We start from the raw sequence: 14,717 nt of genomic DNA, 5'->3' as shown, positions 1-14,717 counted from the left end.
GCCAAGGACTTCTTCCATCTGGCCAGCCTGCGCTACGGCAAGCAACTGGGCCAGGGCCTGACCCCGGCATTCGAAACCCGTCTGGTCAGCCCGGACGGAAAACCGGTGTGCAGTTTCAGCAACGTGATGCTCCCGGTGGACGGCGCCCTGGAAGATACCGACGTGATCATCCTCCCGGCGTTCTGGGACGATTTCGAAACTCTCTGCCAACGTTATCCACAGATCCTGCCCTGGCTGCGCCAGCAACATGCCCGCGGCGCGGTGCTCTGCGGAGAGGCCACCGGGGTGTTCTGGCTGGCCGAGGCGGGGCTGCTCGACGGCAAGGAAGCCACCACTTACTGGCGCTTCTTCAATGCCTTCAGCGAGCGCTTCCCCAAGGTCCAGCTCAATCAGGACAAGCACCTGACCGACGCCGACAACCTGTATTGCGCCGGCGGCACCACCTCGGCCTGCGACCTGTACATCTACCTGATCGAGCGCTTCTGCGGCGCCAACGTCGCCCAGGCCGTGGCCCGCGACATTCTCTATGAAGTGCAGCGCAGCTATTCCCCGGGGCGTATTGGCTTCGGCGGCCAGAAGCTGCACCAGGACGTGATCATCCTGCAGATCCAGCACTGGCTCGAAGAGCACTTCGCCGACAAGTTCCGCTTCGAGGACGTGGCCCGGGAACATGGCATGAGCATTCGCAATTTCATGCGGCGCTTCCAGACCGCCACCGGCGACAAGCCCCTGCATTACCTGCAACGCCTGCGTATCGAAACCGCCAAGGGCCTGCTCTCGGGAACGCGCAAGAGCATCAAGACCATCAGCTATGAGGTCGGCTATGACGATGCGAGCTTCTTCGCCCGCCTGTTCCGCCAGCACACCGAGCTGTCGCCGAACCAGTACCGGCAGCAGTTTCACCAACAAGCCGCATAAATGAAAAAGGGCCTGCAATGCAGGCCCTTCTTTTATCCAGACAACCGTTAAGGCTTGTGCGCCCGTGAGAGGAACTCGTGGGACTGCATTTCCAGCAGACGGCTGAGGGTGCGCTGGAACTCGAAGGTCAGGCGACCGCCGGTGTACAGGTCCTTGAGCTCGACTTCAGCGGAAATGATCAGCTTGACGTTACGGTCATAGAACTCGTCGACCATGTTGATGAAGCGACGGGCGATGTCGTCGGTGGCGACGCTCATCTGCTCGACACCACTGACCAGCACAGCGTGGAAGATCTTGCCCAGCTCGATGTAGTCGTTCTGGCTGCGCGGACCGTCGCACAGTTCACGGAAGTCGAACCAAGCCACGTCATCACAGGTACGCAGGGCGCGGATTTCGCGGTTCTCGACGATCAGCACATCGTTTTCCACCGCCTGGGTGCATTCCGGCGTCAGCGCGCGGAAGCTCTTGCGCAGGCTTTCGTGGGCCGCTTCGTCCAGCGGGAAGTGGAACAGTTCGGCCTGCTCCAGATGACGCAGACGGTAGTCGACACCGCTATCGACGTTGACGATTTCGGTGTGCTGCTTGATCAGGGCAATGGCCGGCAGGAAGCGCGCCCGTTGCAGGCCATCCTTGTACAGACCGTCCGGCACGATGTTCGAGGTGGCCACCAGGGTCACGCCGTTCTTGAACAACTCTTCCATCAGCGTGCCGAGGATCATGGCGTCGGTAATGTCGGAGACGAAAAATTCGTCGAAGCAGATCACCCGGGCCTCATCGGCGAAACGCTTGGCGATGATGGTCAGCGGGTTCTTCTCGCCGCCCAGGGTCTTCATCTCTTCGTGCACACGCTTCATGAAGCGGTGGAAGTGAGTACGGACCTTCTGCTTGAACGGCAGGGCTTCAAAGAAGGTATCGACCAGATACGTCTTGCCACGCCCTACCCCGCCCCAGAAGTACAGGCCCTTGACCGGCACCTGGTCTTTCTTGCCAAACAGCTTGCCCAGCAGGCCCGGCTTGTTGTTCGACGCGGCGATCAGATCGTCGTACAGGCGCTGCAAATGACGCACGGCGGTTTCCTGCGCAGCGTCGTGGAAGAACTCCGGGCGTTTCAGATCAGCTTGGTATCGTTCTAGGGGCGTCATAATTCGTTAGCAAGGCAACAAAAACGGGCCGTCACTGTAGCGACGGCCCTTGAGAATGGCAATCAGCCCTTGGTCGGGAGATTGCGGTTAGTCCTGCACAGGCGTCAGGGCGACACGCAGTGCATCGATCGCCGCATCGCGGGCCGCCGCGTCGGCAAAGGCCGGGCTGTCGGCCACGCACTCACCTTCCAGCCAGACGCTGAAACTCAGCGCTTCGCTGCGCAGTTCCAGAGCCTGGCCGGCTTGCAGTTGCTTGGTCACGGCACCCGCAGTCTTGCCGTCGGCGAAGTTGCGCGACAGCAACAGCTGCTCGCCATCGGCGGCCAGCAGGCGGAAACGGAAGCTGCCGTCGTCTTCACGGAAGCTGACGAAGCGCGCGGCCTTGGCCGCTTTCTTCTTGGTGGTCGCCGCCACTTGCACCTGGTTGACGAACGAACGCAGGCCCACGGCCTCACGCAGTTCGTTGAGGAACGGGGTGGCCACGGCGCGGGCTTTCTTGGCGCCGGCCTGGAGGATGTCTTCCAGGTCCGAAGGGCGTTCGATCAACTGGTGATAACGCTCGCGCGCTTCGCCCAGCTGGTTGTCCAGCAGCTGGAACAGACGATTCTTCGCCTCGCCCCAACCCAGACCCTGCAGCAGTTCGCTGCGGAATTCGTCAGCCTGGGCCTGTGTCGCGAAGGCCTGGAACAGGGTGAACAAGTGCGCGTTGTCCGGGTCCTTGGCTTCGCCAGGAGCTCGGGAGTCGGTGACGATGCGCGAGATCGCGTCCTTCATCTCCTTGGCGCTGCTGAACAACGGGATGGTGTTGTCGTAGCTCTTGGACATCTTGCGGCCATCGAGGCCCGGCAAGGTGGCGACGCTTTCCTCGATCAGCGCCTCGGGCATGGTGAAGAACTCCTTGCCCTGGCCGAACAGGTGGTTGAAGCGCTGGCCGATGTCACGGGCCATTTCCACGTGCTGGATCTGGTCGCGACCGACCGGCACCTTGTGCGCGTTGAACATCAGGATGTCCGCGGCCATCAGCACCGGGTAGCTGTACAGGCCCATGGTGATGCCGGCATCCGGGTCTTCACCGGTTTCGACGTTTTTATCCACCGAAGCCTTGTAGGCGTGGGCGCGGTTGAGCAGGCCCTTGGCCGCCACGCAGGTCAGCAACCAGGTCAGCTCCGGGATTTCCGGGATGTCCGACTGGCGATAGAAAGTCACGCGCTCCACATCCAGGCCACCGGCCAGCCAGGTCGCGGCGATTTCCAGGCGCGAGCGCTGGATACGCAGCGGGTCGTCGCACTTGATCAGGGCGTGATAGTCGGCCAGGAAGTAGAACGAATCGGCATTGCTGTCGCGGCTGGCGAGGATCGCCGGGCGGATGGCGCCAGCGTAGTTGCCCAGGTGCGGCGTGCCGGTGGTGGTGATGCCGGTGAGGATGCGCGTACGAGTAGTCATGGGTAATCGCTTATCAGACTGCAATCAATTCGAGAGTCGTGGCAGCACCAGATCCTTGAGATCGGTGAGCTTGCCATGAAAAAAGTGTCCGCATTCTGCCACTTTCAGCAGCTCATGGGGGCGCTCAAGCGCGTCGGACCAGTCGTAGACCAGTTGCGGGTCGACCACTTCGTCGGTTTCCGGCTGGATCAGGGTCAGCGGGCAGTTCTGCGGCAGCAGGTCGCTGTCGCGCAGACGCATCACCGCAGCGGCAACCATGAACAGGTGCTTGAGCTGTTCGCCGCGGGCTTCCAGGCGCCCGCCGAGGCTGGCGGCGACGAAGCCGCCGAAGGAGAAACCGAGCAGGGTCATCGGCAGATCCGGGTGCCTGGCCCGCAGCCATTCGGCAGCCGCCTGCGCGTCATCGACCTCACCGCTGCCCATGTCGTGGCTGCCTTCGCTGGCGCCGACGCCACGGTAGTTGAAACGCAAGGTGATCAGGCCGGCGTCGCGCGCCGTACGTTGCAGGGTCGAGACCACCTTGTTGAGCATGGTGCCGCCCTGCACCGGGTTCGGATGGCAGATCAGCGCCACGCCACGGGCGTCGGCGACATCCAGATACAGGGCTTCCAGTTGGCCGACCGGGCCGGCAATCACTACGGGGGTTTCACGCATAAGCAAGGAAGGAACTCCGTGACCTCGAATCGGGTCGACTCGTCTAGCAAATTGTCTGTGCCAATCTATTGCGAGTGAATCGCGGTATACAGCGCAGGTTCGAGCCGTTAACGTAAAGCAAAGCCGTTTATAGAGGAAGGACTCGTGGAACACTCGCTCTTAGTTTGGTTGTTGCCGACTCTTGCCCTGATCGCGGGTGTCGCCATTGGATTTCTGGTCGCTCGCCTGCTGCCGAATGCCGCGCCTAACCGCACGCAACGTCAGCTGGATGATATTCAGGAACGTTTTGACAGCTATCAGAACGAAGTGGTCACCCACTTCAACAGCACCGCCACCCTGGTGAAAAAACTCACTCAAAGCTATCAGGAAGTGCAGGACCATCTCGCCGAGGGCGCCAACCGCCTGGCCCTGGACGAGCTGACCCGCCAACGCCTGCTGGCCGCGCTGCACTCCGACTCGGTGCAGGCTCCACGGGAACGCCTGACGCCGCCGCGCGACCAGGAACCGCCACGGGACTACGCGCCAAAGACGCCTAACGCGCCTGGCATGCTCGACGAGCATTATGGTCTGAAGAAGTAATCAGGCTTCGCGTCCAATAAAAAGCCCCCGGACAATTCGGTTGTCCGGGGGCTTTTTTGTATCTGGTGATTGGATAGCGGCTGATCGGACCTCTTCGCGGGCAAGCCCGCGAAGAGGCCGGCAAAGGCCGCACACAAAAATGCCCGATCACAGGATCGGGCATTTCTTCATTCAAACGATCAGTTACGGATACTGCTGAACCGTACCCGGCTGTTGCTGCTGACCACCATACTGCTGGCCAGGAATCGCCTTGAGGTTCACTTCCACCCGACGGTTCTGCGCACGGCCATTGACGTCGCTGTTGCTGGCGATCGGGTTATCCGGGCCAGCGCCACGGGCCGACAGGTTGGCACCGCTGACACCTTGCGAGGTCAGGTAGGTCGCCACGCTCTGGGCGCGACGCTGGGACAGGTCCATGTTGTGCTGGCGGCTGCCGGTGCTGTCGGTGTAGCCGACGATTTCGATCTGGTTCTGGTTGAACTCCTTGAGGGAGTTGGCCAGGTTGTTCAGCGGCTGATAGAAGCTTGGAGCGATGTTCGCCGAATCGGTGGCGAACGTGATGTTGCCCGGCATGATCAGCTTGATCTGATCGCCCTGGCGCTGCACTTCGACCCCGGTATTGGCCATGCTGGCACGCAGTTTCTTTTCCTGCTGGTCGGCGTAGTAGCCGTAGCCGGCGGCGGAAGCACCGACTACCGCGGCGCCAATCAGCGCGCCCTTGCCACGGTTGTTGTGGTCGATGGCGGCACCGGCCAGCGCACCGGCCAAGGCACCCAGGCCACCGTATTTTGCAGTTTTGCTCATGCCCGTGGAGCCGTCGGCCTGCCCCTGATTGTCATAGGGGTTAGGCGAAGCACAGCCGGACAACAAGGCCACAGCAGTAGCAACAACGATCAAACGACGCGAGGTGAACATGGAGAAGCTCCTACTTTTTTCATTCTGTGATGCAGCGGACGTTGGCAACAGACCTTTGCAGGCGTTTGAACACGGCCAATGACAAAAATTCCGTGAAACTTTTGACAGCAAATGTCAGGCCCTGACAAAGGGATTCTCACGCATTTCATCGCCCAGGCGGGTGTCCGGACCATGCCCGGCCACCACGGTCGCGTCTTCATCGAGGGTGTATAGACGCTGCTTGATCGAACGCACGATGGTGGCCTGGTCGCCACCCCACAGGTCCGTGCGCCCTACCCCGCGCTTGAACAAGGTGTCGCCGGCAATCAGTAGCTTAGCCTCTGCGAACCAGAAGCTCATGGAACCTGGGGTATGCCCCGGCGTATGCAGGGCCACGCCGCAGCCGCAGGCCAGCTCTTCATCGTCCGCCAGCCAGCGATCCGGCGATGGTACTGGAGTGTAAGGCACGCCGAACATGCCGCACTGCATCTCCAGGTTGTCCCAGAGGAACTGATCCTCCTTGTGCAGGTGCAGGGTCGCGCCGGTTTTCTCCTTCATCTGCCCGGAGGCCAGGAAGTGATCCAGGTGGGCATGGGTATGAATGATGCTCACCACCTTCAGCCCCAGCGCGTCGAGCCGCGCCATGATCAGGTCGGGGTTGCCGCCCGGGTCGACGACGATGGCCTTTTTTGTAACAGGGTCGCCGATGATCGTGCAGTTGCACTGCAACGGGCCGACGGGGAAGGTTTCGCGGATAAGGGCAGGTTTTGCGATGTCCATGAGGGTCCTAAAGGGCTGAGGCCAGGCTGATGACGCCAAGGGTGACCGCAATGGGCCCTGACTTTCAACTCCGCAGCCCTCTGCGGCATCCCCTAGGCCAGGGAACCCCACACTTGCACCAGGCCGAACAGATGCACCAGGCCATAGACCAGGCAGATCGTCGAGCTGACAAAGATGAAGCGCCGGCTGCGCCCGGTGCCCGCCAGGGCGACCGGCCCCAACAGGCCACGCAACAGGTAGACCAGGGTGATCGCGATCAGCGCCGGGCGCAGCAAGGGCAAGGGCGCGATCACCCCGGCCGCGGACAGCGCATACGCCGCCCAGGCGGCAAGCACCAGGGCAATCCCGGCCGTGACCACCGCGGGAAACCAGCGCCCGGCCTGGGCCGCCCGCACAAAGCGCTCGCCTGCGCCAAACAGGCGATACCAGGAAGGCCCGACCATGATCACCCCGACGTGCATCAGCGCCGCCAACAGGCTGAGCCCGGCGCCGATCACCAGCGCCATGTTGTATCCATTCGTCATTCCATCGCTCCTTGATGCCAGTCCATTCTCGGTGAATCCAATGATTCACGCGCTGCAGCATAGACGTCATGGCGCACCGACGGGGTGCGCCATGACGTCGCCGTCAACGGACCGCCGCTTCGGCGCGGGTGCCGATGTCCATGACCTGGTAACGCACGTGACGACCACTGACCGCCGCGGCCGCTTCCACGCCACCGGTCATGGCGCCAAAGATGCCGTGCCCGGTACGGGTAGAAGCGCCGCACAGGTACAGGTTGCGGATCTCCGTCTTGGCTCCCGGCCGGTTGTGCAGGAAGTACTCCGGGGTAAAGGCCAGGCCGTAGGAGGTCCCGCCTTCGGAGCCGATAAAGCGCGTCACCGAAAAAGGCGTCGAGACTTCCTGATAGACGATGTGCTTCGACATGCCCGGAATCACCCGTTCGGCCAAGGCAATCAGCTGGCGGGCGTACCACTCTTTTTTCGCCAGGTAGGCCGGGTTGGTCCGATAGCTGCCATCCGTCAGCTCGGCCTGGGTCACGCCCCAGCTTTGCGGGGTGGAAGGCACTGCCGACATCAATTGCAGGTTATAGATGCCCGGTGGCGCGATGGCCGGGTTATCCGGGTCTTTCATGGTGGCGTTGCCGATGAACAGATGGGGCTCCTCGGGAAACGCCCCGGCGAACACCTCGCGGTAGGCCTTCTCGTAATCGCAGCCTGGGTAGATGCGATAGTTGGTGTTCTTCAGGCCCATGGCCTTGAGGTCCATGTCGATACCCAAATAGACCACGCCCATGGCCGGTGACATCTCGAACTGCTCGGCACGACGCACGGTCTTGGGCTTGAGGTGTTCACGGCCGATCAGGCCGAGCAGGGCCTGCTTGATATCGGCGTTGCAGATCACCGCACCGGCCTTGACCACCCGTTTGCCCAGGTGCTTGTTGCTGAACTCGACGCCCACGGCACGCCCGTTCTCGATCAGGATACGTTCGACCTTGGAGCGCAGGAGGATCTTGCCGCCCTTGCGCTCGACCACCTCGCCCAGCTTGTCGGAGAACATCTGACCGCCGCCCGAGGGGTAGTAGGAACCCTGCAGGAAGTGATTGACCACCGCCGCGTGGCCGGCCATGGTCGCGCGGCTCGGCGGCTGGTGATAGACCCCCAGCTGCCCGGTCAGGATGGCCCGCAGGCGCTGGTCCTGGGTACAGGTGTCGAGGAATTGCGCCACCGTCGATTTGGCGTGACGCATCAGCATCCACGAGCGCGGCAGTACCCACAGCGCCGTCAGCGGGCGCGAGTGGATGCCCATGAAATCCCAGACCTGCTGCAGCATCTTGAAATAGCGGTTGATCCCCGCCCGCTCCTTAGGGAACGCCTCCAGCAGCTTTTCGCGAAAGCGTTCATAACCGCGGGGAACCGCGAACTGGAAGTCGGGGAAACACAGGGTCTCGAAACCTTCCGGGTCCTGCTCGATAAAGCGGATTTCACCGTCATCGATGCCGGCCCCCCGCAGGATCCGCGGAATCAGGCCGTCCTTGCCGCAGTCGCCGATGTAGTGCAGGCCGACATCGAACTCGTAGTCCTTGCCCTTGCGGTGGAACACCGTGGCACAGCCGCCCATTTCATAGTGCATGTCGAGCACCAGCACCTGCTTGCCGCGGTTGGCCAGGGTTGCGGCAGCCGTCAGGCCACCGATGCCGGCGCCGACCACTATCACGTCGAAGGTGTCGCTCTCGAGGGTCTTGAATCGATCAAAGCTTTGCATGGGTTACGGTTCCAGTCGCGCATCAGGCATGGGCTAGGTGGTGGTCGCGGGTCGGGTCGACCGCCTCGGCCTCATGTATCAGGTGGGGCAGCTTGTTCGGCTTGCGGCTCCAGTGCTCATGCTCCGCCAGGGGCGGAATCCGCTGCAGGATCACCGGCCAGTGTTCGGCCAGCTCGGCGTTGAGCTTGAGGAAATGCCGGTTGCTGTCATCGAGCTGGTTCTCCGGCTGGATGGCTTCCTCCGGGCATTCGGGCAGGCACAGGCCGCAGTCGACGCACTCCTGGGGATTGATGACGATGAAGTTCGGCCCCAGGTGGAAGGCATCCGCGGGGCAGATATCGACGCAGTTGGTGTGGCGGCACTGGATGCAGTTGTCGGTCACTACGTAGGTCATGGTGAGTCTCGTAAACGTCTGGTTGGACTGGGAAGTCGCCGCTCAGAAATAGCGGTCGACCAACAAGCGCGCCGACAACATCGTTCCGATGAAGCCTGCGCCCGGGAATGTCCAGGCCCCGACCTGGTACAGCCCCTTGACCGGGTATTTCTGCGGGAAACGGTTGAACAGGCCGGACTGTCGGGTGTTCTGCTCGAAGCCGTAGATCGCGCCCGCCGGGTTATGGGTGAACTTGCTCATGGTGCGCGGCGAACCTGCCTCGCAGACCTCGATGTGCCGACGCAGGCCGGGAATGACCCGTTCGGCGTTGGCGATCAGCAGCTCGGTGAGTTCGATCTTCTTGCGCCGGTAGGCGAGCTTGTCCAGGGAGTGCCATTCGCCGGCGCCCGTCAGGGTGAACAGGCCCAGGCTGGACTTTCCGGCCGGGACCATCGAGGGATCGACGTTGGAGAAGTAGTTGATCGACCAGCTGGTGTTGTCGCCATGCAGCTCTCCGGCCTGGATATGCTCGAACTGTTGGCGCTGGGTTTTCGGCGGGGCGAAGAAGTGGATGTACTCCTCGGCGCCCACGCCCAGTTCGCTCAGCGGGCAATCGAGCCCCAGGTAGACCTGGAACCCCGACACCGACAGCTTGAGCTGGCGCAGGCGCGAGCGGTACTTGGCACCGAAGTGCTGCTCGCCCGCCAATGCCAGCACCGCATGGGGCGAGATATTGGCCACGACGTTGCGCGCCTTGACCTTGCCCGACTTGCGCGTCACCACGCCACTGACCCGGCCGCGCTCGACCACGATCTGGTTGACCGCCGACTCCAGCTCGACCCGGCCGCCATGCTGCTCGATGACCTCGACCAAGGCGTTGGACAAGGCCTGTGAGCCGCCCTTGATCGAATAACCGCCGTTCTCCAGATAATCGATGAAGGGATAGGAAAAGTAGCCGAACGCCAGGTCCTTGGCCGGCAGGCCGTAGTAGCTCCATTGCGCCGACAGCACTTCCTTGAGGCGCTCATTGGAGGTGAAGCGCGAGAAGTAGTGATCCACCGTTTCATGCCCATACTTGAGCACCCGGGGATAGATCATCGGCGTGGCCACCAGCCTCATCCAGAACGGCTTGCGCGAATACAGGAAGCCGCACAGGTCCTTGTAGTTGCGCTGCGACTCGGCGAACAGCCGGTTGATGTTATCGACCTCCTCGGGAAAGAAGCGGAACAACTCGCGCTTGTAACCTTCCAGGTCGCGGTGCCCGACCGTGAGGTCGATGTCCTGCGAGCGATAGCGATACAAGGTCGGGTGATGGAGAAACTCGACCTTGTCCGCCACGCCACAGGCCTGGATCACATTGAACGACTCGGCGCCCCGCACCACGCCGTCGAACGAATGCAGCGAAACATCGAAGTTGAAATCCTTGCGGCGGAAATTGCTCGCGTAACCACCGGCTACGTTGTGCTTTTCCACCACCAGGACTTTCTGGCCTCGCTGCGCCATAAGGCTGGCACCCGCCAACGCGCCAAGGCCCGCGCCGACGAAAACGGTATCGTATTCTTGACTCATGATTTCTCCTGGCTCTGCGGCCAGATCAGAACTGCTAATCAGGCCGTCAGACCGCCATCGATCACGAATGTCTGGCCAGTGATGTAGTCGGCCTGGGGCGACAGCAGGAAGCTGGCCAGGGCCGCCACTTCGCGGACTTCACCGAAGCGCTTGAGGGGGATGGTGTCGGTGATCGACTTGCGTATCGGGTCGGCGATCTGCCCGACCATCTCCGTGGCAATGAAGCCTGGGGCGATGGCGTTGACGGTGATCTTGAAGCGCGCCATTTCCAGGGCCATGGTCTTGGTGATGCCGATCATCGCCGCCTTGGTCGCCGAGTACCCCATCTGCCCCTTGTTGCCCTTGAGCCCGCTGACGGAGGACATGTGCAGGATCTTGCCGCGGCGCTCGGCGGCCATCGCCGGAGCCAGGCATTTACTGAAATACACCGCCGAATCGAGGTTGGTCGCGACCACGTCGCGGTAGCGCTCGATGTCGAACTTGAACAGTAGCTGGTCGCCGGTCACGCCCATGTTGTTGATCAAGCCGTAGGGCTCGCCGTGGGTTTCCACCAGCTGAGCGCACACCGCCTCGACCGAGTCGTGGTCCCTGCCGTCACAGGCATGCCCGCTGGCCAGGCCGCCACTGGCGGCCACTTCCTGCTCCAGCTGCAAGGCCGCGTCGGCCGAGGACTGGTAGGTGAACGCGACCCGATACCCTTCCCGGGCCAGGGCCAGGACCAGTGCGCGGCCAATGCCGCGACTGCCGCCGCTGACCAGTACCCATTTGCCGTTTGAAGACTGCTGAACTTCCATGATCTACATCCTTTGACCTGATGATCCCTGCCGCCGTCATGCCGGCACGGCGGTTTTTCGAGCTTCCGCACGGGCGAAGAAATCGAAGATTTCCTCGAAGTAGCGGTCCCGGTGTTTCTTGTGGTTTTCCAGGTGGCGACAGCCCTCGAAACCGACCACGTGCAGCGCCTCGCACTCCTGGCTGAGCCCGGTCACGCTGGCATCCGGGATGAAGTGGTCGTTGCGCCCGTAGAAGTAGGCGATCGGCAGATGACGCACGCCGCGCAGCGAGTGATCGATGGCACAGGTGCCCGTGGGGACCGCCAGGCGGCTGCCGCTGATCCAGCGCATGGCCAGTCGCAACGGCCCGCGGGTGAAGTAGCTGCGCACCGAAATCGGCACGCTGTCCAGCACGGCCGAGGTAAAGGGCGTGGCATCCCGCGCCAGGGCATGGGACAGGTGATAGCCACCAAATGAACAGCCCACCAGGTGGATCGGCAGGCCCGGGTTGTCCCGCGACACGCGCCGGGCAATCGCCAGCACATCGTCGGCGAACGCATGGCCACCGATGGTGCTGCGGCCGAAGCCTTTGAAGTTGAAGGCGACCACGTGATAGCCCTGTTCGAGAAACGCCTGGTCCAGGTTGTTCTCGAAAAAGTAATGCATGCCGTACTTGAGGAACGGATGACACAACAGCACCACGCCCCGAGGGTGCATGGCGCTGGTACGCAGGGACGCCCCCTCCAGCCGGCTGCCGTCGCGCGCGATCTCCACAAAGCCTGCCGCACGCTTGGGTATGTCACGCTTCCAGCCCTGTACCTGACGGAACATGACGCGGATGAACAGCTTGGAAATGGCGATCCCCAGCCAGCCGGTCGATTGCTCGTTCTTGCTCATGCTCGCCTCCATTGCCTGGCCTTCATTTCGGCATAGCCGAAGGCGGCTTCGTAACTGGGACCTGCCACCCAGGCGCTGAGGAACTGCACGCCCTGCACCGGGAAGCCGTGATGGAACACATGGCCCTTGAGATCGGTGCCGACCATCGCCCCATAACCCGAACCGTCGGTGTTGTTGGTGAAACGCACATAGGTATGGGGCGTGGCGACCTCGGTATGCAGCACATGCCCGCGCAGCCCCGGCACCTGGCGCAACAGACGCTCCACCAGGATGTCGCTGGCCCGCTGCTTCTTGGCCCGGTATTGCGCGGTGCGGCGCTGCGGCCAATGGGCGATCGAGTCGAGCACGTTGATGCACACCACCTGGCCCGCAGCCGGGTCCAGGGCGTGATAGTTGGTGACCTCGATCGGCGACATCTCCCAGAAGGCCCGCTCGCTGAGCTGCGCCTCATAACCGCTGAGGGCGGCCGCCATGCGCAACTCGGCGCCAGCCGCCGGATCATCGGCGAACAGCATCGATTCGCTGTGCTGCAAGCCCAGTTGCTCCGGTGGCAGGTCGGTCACCAGGTACACCGTGGTGGTCGAGCGTGCCGGCTTCAGCCCGGTGAGCTTCTCCCGAGTGGCCGCCAGCTCCACATCCGCCGCGAACAGGTGCTGCACCGCGTAGTGCGGTGAAGCGTTGATGTACACCCGCGAAGAATGGAACACCCCGCGATTGGTGTTGATGCCCGTGGCATTGCCCTGGCCGTCGGTGAGCACGCCATCGACACGGGTGCTGAGCAGGATCTGCCCACCCGCCTGTTCGATCTGCTGCGCCAGCAGGTTGGACAGGTACTGGGAGGAGCCGGCGACATAGGCGTTGCCACGGTTGAGCGTGGCGTACACCACATGCAGGTAGTACAGATAACCCAGGTCTTCCGAGTAACCGCCGACGTAGATGCCCGGCGCCGCCAGGATCTCGATCAGGTACGGGTCGTCGAACAGTTCGTGCAGCGCCTGGCGCACGGTCTTGTGCTTCAGGTTGCGATGGGCGAAACGCAACTGGGCCATGTCCGGCTCGAAGCTGCCGTCGAGCATCTGGAACTGGTAATAGCCGTTGCGCCCGTAGGTCCGGACGTGCTCGAAGAAGGTCGCGATGGCCTCGGCCTGATGGGGAAAGCGCTCGACCAGCTGCCGCTCCGCCCCGTCCGCATCGTTGGCCAGCGGCAGCTCCGTGCCGTCCCGGTAGGCGCAGAAGTAGTCCTGGGGATAAACCAGATCCAGCGTCTCCTCCAGCCCCAGGTCACGCAGGATACGGATGAGGTTGCCGCCCTCGGCCATGCCACTGAGCTTGTGCAGGCTGCAGTCGAACACCGCACCCTGCTTTGGCCGGCTGAAGGTGGAGGCATAGCCGCCGACGACAATATGCTTGTCGACCATCAACAGGCGCACCCCGGGGTCACGTTTGACCAGCATCGCCGCACAGGCCAGGCTGGTGATCCCGGCACCGACGAAGATCGCGTCCCAGGACGGCTGGTTCATTGCCGCAACCCCAGCTTGTCGACCCAGGCATAGATCTCGGCAAAACGTGCGTCGTTGAGCCGGGCGTTATGGGCCGAGCGCCAGACTTCCTCGATCTTCGCCTTGTCATCCACCGCGATCGGGAACTCGAACGAGGTGTGCCGGGCGATTTCCGGGTTGTAGGTGAACATGTCGATCAGCGCCGGAATGATCCGGCGGCTCATGGCCTTCACCTGGGCGATGGACTCGGGGCTCGCCGTTTCAAAGAACGACTCGCTGATCCAGCGACCGAAGGCGATATGCCGGGCCTCGTCATGATGATGCTCACGGAACATGGTCCGGGTCATAGGCTCGACGCCTGGCCCCTGGGACGTGTGCATCGCGCCCATTTCCGCGACCCACTCGATCAGCAGCGTGAACAGCACGCCCACCGCGGGCTCCATCTTCGGCAGCGTCTCGGTGAGCAACTCATAGAGACCCACCGGCGGGTTCCACAACTGCAGGCCGGCCTTGCCCATGAAACGCTTGAAGGTCAGGGTGTGAACGATCTCCTCCTTGGAGAAGATCATCAGGTACTCCTGCAGGTCCTGGGAGATGCGGTCGTGGAACTGGGTGACATAGCCCATGTACAGCGGCGGAATGGTCTGCTCCAGCCAGATGAACATGGAGATGTCACGGCCGGTTTCCAGCCAGGCCAGTTCCAGCTTCTGCGCCTCGCTCAGGCCTTCGCAGAAACGCGTGCCATTGATCCACAGGTGATCGGGGTCCTTCGGGTACAGGCTGCGATCGACCTCCTGGTCCCAGGGCAGCACGGTCGCGTGGTCCATGGTCTTGTGGTGCGAGACTTCGCTCAGCTTGCGGACCTTGGACTCTCTTGCTTCTGAAATGGCGAGCACACTATTGGTCAGCGTGGACATTCCCTTGCTCCTAT

General features: G+C 62.5%; 15 protein-coding genes. 2 read left to right on the top strand and 13 right to left on the bottom strand.

Translation table 11 applies throughout. The annotated features are described in order from the left end of the window. Positions 1–18 precede the first annotated feature (18 nt). Entirely contained in the window at positions 19–918 is a 900-nt protein-coding gene (locus PVZ78_RS14615; protein ID WP_172666974.1) for a GlxA family transcriptional regulator, read from the top strand. A 47-nt stretch (positions 919–965) separates the two neighbouring features. Here PVZ78_RS14615 and zapE read toward each other — a convergent pair whose 3' ends face one another. The 3 genes from zapE to PVZ78_RS14600 all read right to left on the bottom strand — a co-directional run bounded on the left by zapE (position 966) and on the right by PVZ78_RS14600 (position 4,157). Further along, positions 966–2,060 carry a cell division protein ZapE gene (zapE, locus tag PVZ78_RS14610; RefSeq protein ID WP_007928431.1) on the bottom strand — a complete coding sequence of 365 codons (1,095 nt, stop codon included), beginning with the start codon at positions 2,058–2,060 and terminating at the stop codon, positions 966–968. 87 nt (positions 2,061–2,147) lie between these two features. Further along, positions 2,148–3,503 carry a tryptophan--tRNA ligase gene (locus tag PVZ78_RS14605; protein ID WP_053269874.1) on the bottom strand — a complete coding sequence of 452 codons (1,356 nt, stop codon included), beginning with the start codon at positions 3,501–3,503 and terminating at the stop codon, positions 2,148–2,150. Positions 3,504–3,527: 24 nt separating this feature from the next. Then, positions 3,528–4,157: an alpha/beta hydrolase gene (locus PVZ78_RS14600; RefSeq protein WP_016703548.1), complete on the bottom strand. Its 630-nt coding sequence runs from the start codon at positions 4,155–4,157 to the stop codon at positions 3,528–3,530. Positions 4,158–4,301: 144 nt separating this feature from the next. Between PVZ78_RS14600 and PVZ78_RS14595 the strand changes: the two genes are divergently transcribed. After that, positions 4,302–4,736, top strand: coding sequence for a YhcB family protein (locus tag PVZ78_RS14595; RefSeq protein ID WP_007928428.1), 435 nt, complete (start codon positions 4,302–4,304; stop codon positions 4,734–4,736). Positions 4,737–4,919: 183 nt separating this feature from the next. On the opposite strand, the gene PVZ78_RS14590 is transcribed toward PVZ78_RS14595, so the two are convergent. The 10 genes from PVZ78_RS14590 to PVZ78_RS14545 all read right to left on the bottom strand — a co-directional run bounded on the left by PVZ78_RS14590 (position 4,920) and on the right by PVZ78_RS14545 (position 14,703). After that, positions 4,920–5,651, bottom strand: coding sequence for an OmpA family lipoprotein (locus tag PVZ78_RS14590; RefSeq protein WP_009050733.1), 732 nt, complete (start codon positions 5,649–5,651; stop codon positions 4,920–4,922). A 114-nt stretch (positions 5,652–5,765) separates the two neighbouring features. After that, the gene (locus PVZ78_RS14585; RefSeq protein ID WP_273828874.1) at positions 5,766–6,410 is read right to left on the bottom strand and encodes an MBL fold metallo-hydrolase; all 645 of its coding nucleotides are present in this window, start codon (positions 6,408–6,410) and stop codon (positions 5,766–5,768) included. 92 nt (positions 6,411–6,502) lie between these two features. Continuing rightward, entirely contained in the window at positions 6,503–6,934 is a 432-nt protein-coding gene (locus PVZ78_RS14580) for a hypothetical protein (RefSeq protein WP_009050735.1), read from the bottom strand. A 103-nt stretch (positions 6,935–7,037) separates the two neighbouring features. After that, positions 7,038–8,675, bottom strand: a complete 1,638-nt coding sequence (locus tag PVZ78_RS14575) for a phytoene desaturase family protein (protein ID WP_009050736.1) — start codon at positions 8,673–8,675, stop codon at positions 7,038–7,040. Between the two features lie 22 nt (positions 8,676–8,697). Further along, a complete protein-coding gene (gene fdxA / locus PVZ78_RS14570; protein WP_009050737.1) occupies positions 8,698–9,069 on the bottom strand; it encodes a ferredoxin FdxA in 372 nt (123 codons plus the stop codon). Positions 9,070–9,111: 42 nt separating this feature from the next. Then, on the bottom strand, positions 9,112–10,617 hold the full coding sequence (locus PVZ78_RS14565; protein WP_016703552.1) for a phytoene desaturase family protein: 1,506 nt from the start codon (positions 10,615–10,617) through the stop codon (positions 9,112–9,114). A gap of 38 nt (positions 10,618–10,655) precedes the next feature. Then, positions 10,656–11,411 (bottom strand): SDR family NAD(P)-dependent oxidoreductase, encoded by a 756-nt coding sequence (locus PVZ78_RS14560; protein ID WP_053269877.1) that lies wholly within the window; start codon positions 11,409–11,411, stop codon positions 10,656–10,658. Positions 11,412–11,447: 36 nt separating this feature from the next. Beyond that, the gene (locus PVZ78_RS14555; protein WP_273828873.1) at positions 11,448–12,287 is read right to left on the bottom strand and encodes an alpha/beta hydrolase; all 840 of its coding nucleotides are present in this window, start codon (positions 12,285–12,287) and stop codon (positions 11,448–11,450) included. Beyond that, positions 12,284–13,807, bottom strand: coding sequence for a phytoene desaturase family protein (locus PVZ78_RS14550; protein ID WP_101283469.1), 1,524 nt, complete (start codon positions 13,805–13,807; stop codon positions 12,284–12,286). Before PVZ78_RS14550 ends, PVZ78_RS14555 begins: the two co-directional genes overlap by 4 nt. Beyond that, entirely contained in the window at positions 13,804–14,703 is a 900-nt protein-coding gene (locus PVZ78_RS14545) for a diiron oxygenase (protein WP_009050742.1), read from the bottom strand. The genes PVZ78_RS14550 and PVZ78_RS14545 overlap by 4 nt, the downstream gene beginning before the upstream one ends. Between the last annotated feature and the right edge of the window lie 14 nt (positions 14,704–14,717).

Origin of the sequence: Pseudomonas sp. SBT1-2 (genome assembly GCF_028640875.1) — a bacterium.
Taxonomy (GTDB): Bacteria; Pseudomonadota; Gammaproteobacteria; order Pseudomonadales; family Pseudomonadaceae; genus Aquipseudomonas; species Aquipseudomonas chlororaphis_I.
The sequence above is the reverse complement of the archived record's forward strand: the minus strand, read 5'-3'. Positions and strand labels throughout refer to the sequence as shown.

Coding starts and splice junctions, on each gene's coding strand:
- PVZ78_RS14545 (WP_009050742.1), bottom strand. CDS start 14,703: ATGTCCACGCTGACCAATAGTGTGCTCGCCATTTCAGAAGCAAGAGAG.
- zapE (WP_007928431.1), bottom strand. CDS start 2,060: ATGACGCCCCTAGAACGATACCAAGCTGATCTGAAACGCCCGGAGTTC.
- PVZ78_RS14550 (WP_101283469.1), bottom strand. CDS start 13,807: ATGAACCAGCCGTCCTGGGACGCGATCTTCGTCGGTGCCGGGATCACC.
- PVZ78_RS14600 (WP_016703548.1), bottom strand. CDS start 4,157: ATGCGTGAAACCCCCGTAGTGATTGCCGGCCCGGTCGGCCAACTGGAA.
- PVZ78_RS14560 (WP_053269877.1), bottom strand. CDS start 11,411: ATGGAAGTTCAGCAGTCTTCAAACGGCAAATGGGTACTGGTCAGCGGC.
- fdxA (WP_009050737.1), bottom strand. CDS start 9,069: ATGACCTACGTAGTGACCGACAACTGCATCCAGTGCCGCCACACCAAC.
- PVZ78_RS14590 (WP_009050733.1), bottom strand. CDS start 5,651: ATGTTCACCTCGCGTCGTTTGATCGTTGTTGCTACTGCTGTGGCCTTG.
- PVZ78_RS14585 (WP_273828874.1), bottom strand. CDS start 6,410: ATGGACATCGCAAAACCTGCCCTTATCCGCGAAACCTTCCCCGTCGGC.
- PVZ78_RS14565 (WP_016703552.1), bottom strand. CDS start 10,617: ATGAGTCAAGAATACGATACCGTTTTCGTCGGCGCGGGCCTTGGCGCG.
- PVZ78_RS14555 (WP_273828873.1), bottom strand. CDS start 12,287: ATGAGCAAGAACGAGCAATCGACCGGCTGGCTGGGGATCGCCATTTCC.
- PVZ78_RS14605 (WP_053269874.1), bottom strand. CDS start 3,503: ATGACTACTCGTACGCGCATCCTCACCGGCATCACCACCACCGGCACG.
- PVZ78_RS14575 (WP_009050736.1), bottom strand. CDS start 8,675: ATGCAAAGCTTTGATCGATTCAAGACCCTCGAGAGCGACACCTTCGAC.
- PVZ78_RS14580 (WP_009050735.1), bottom strand. CDS start 6,934: ATGACGAATGGATACAACATGGCGCTGGTGATCGGCGCCGGGCTCAGC.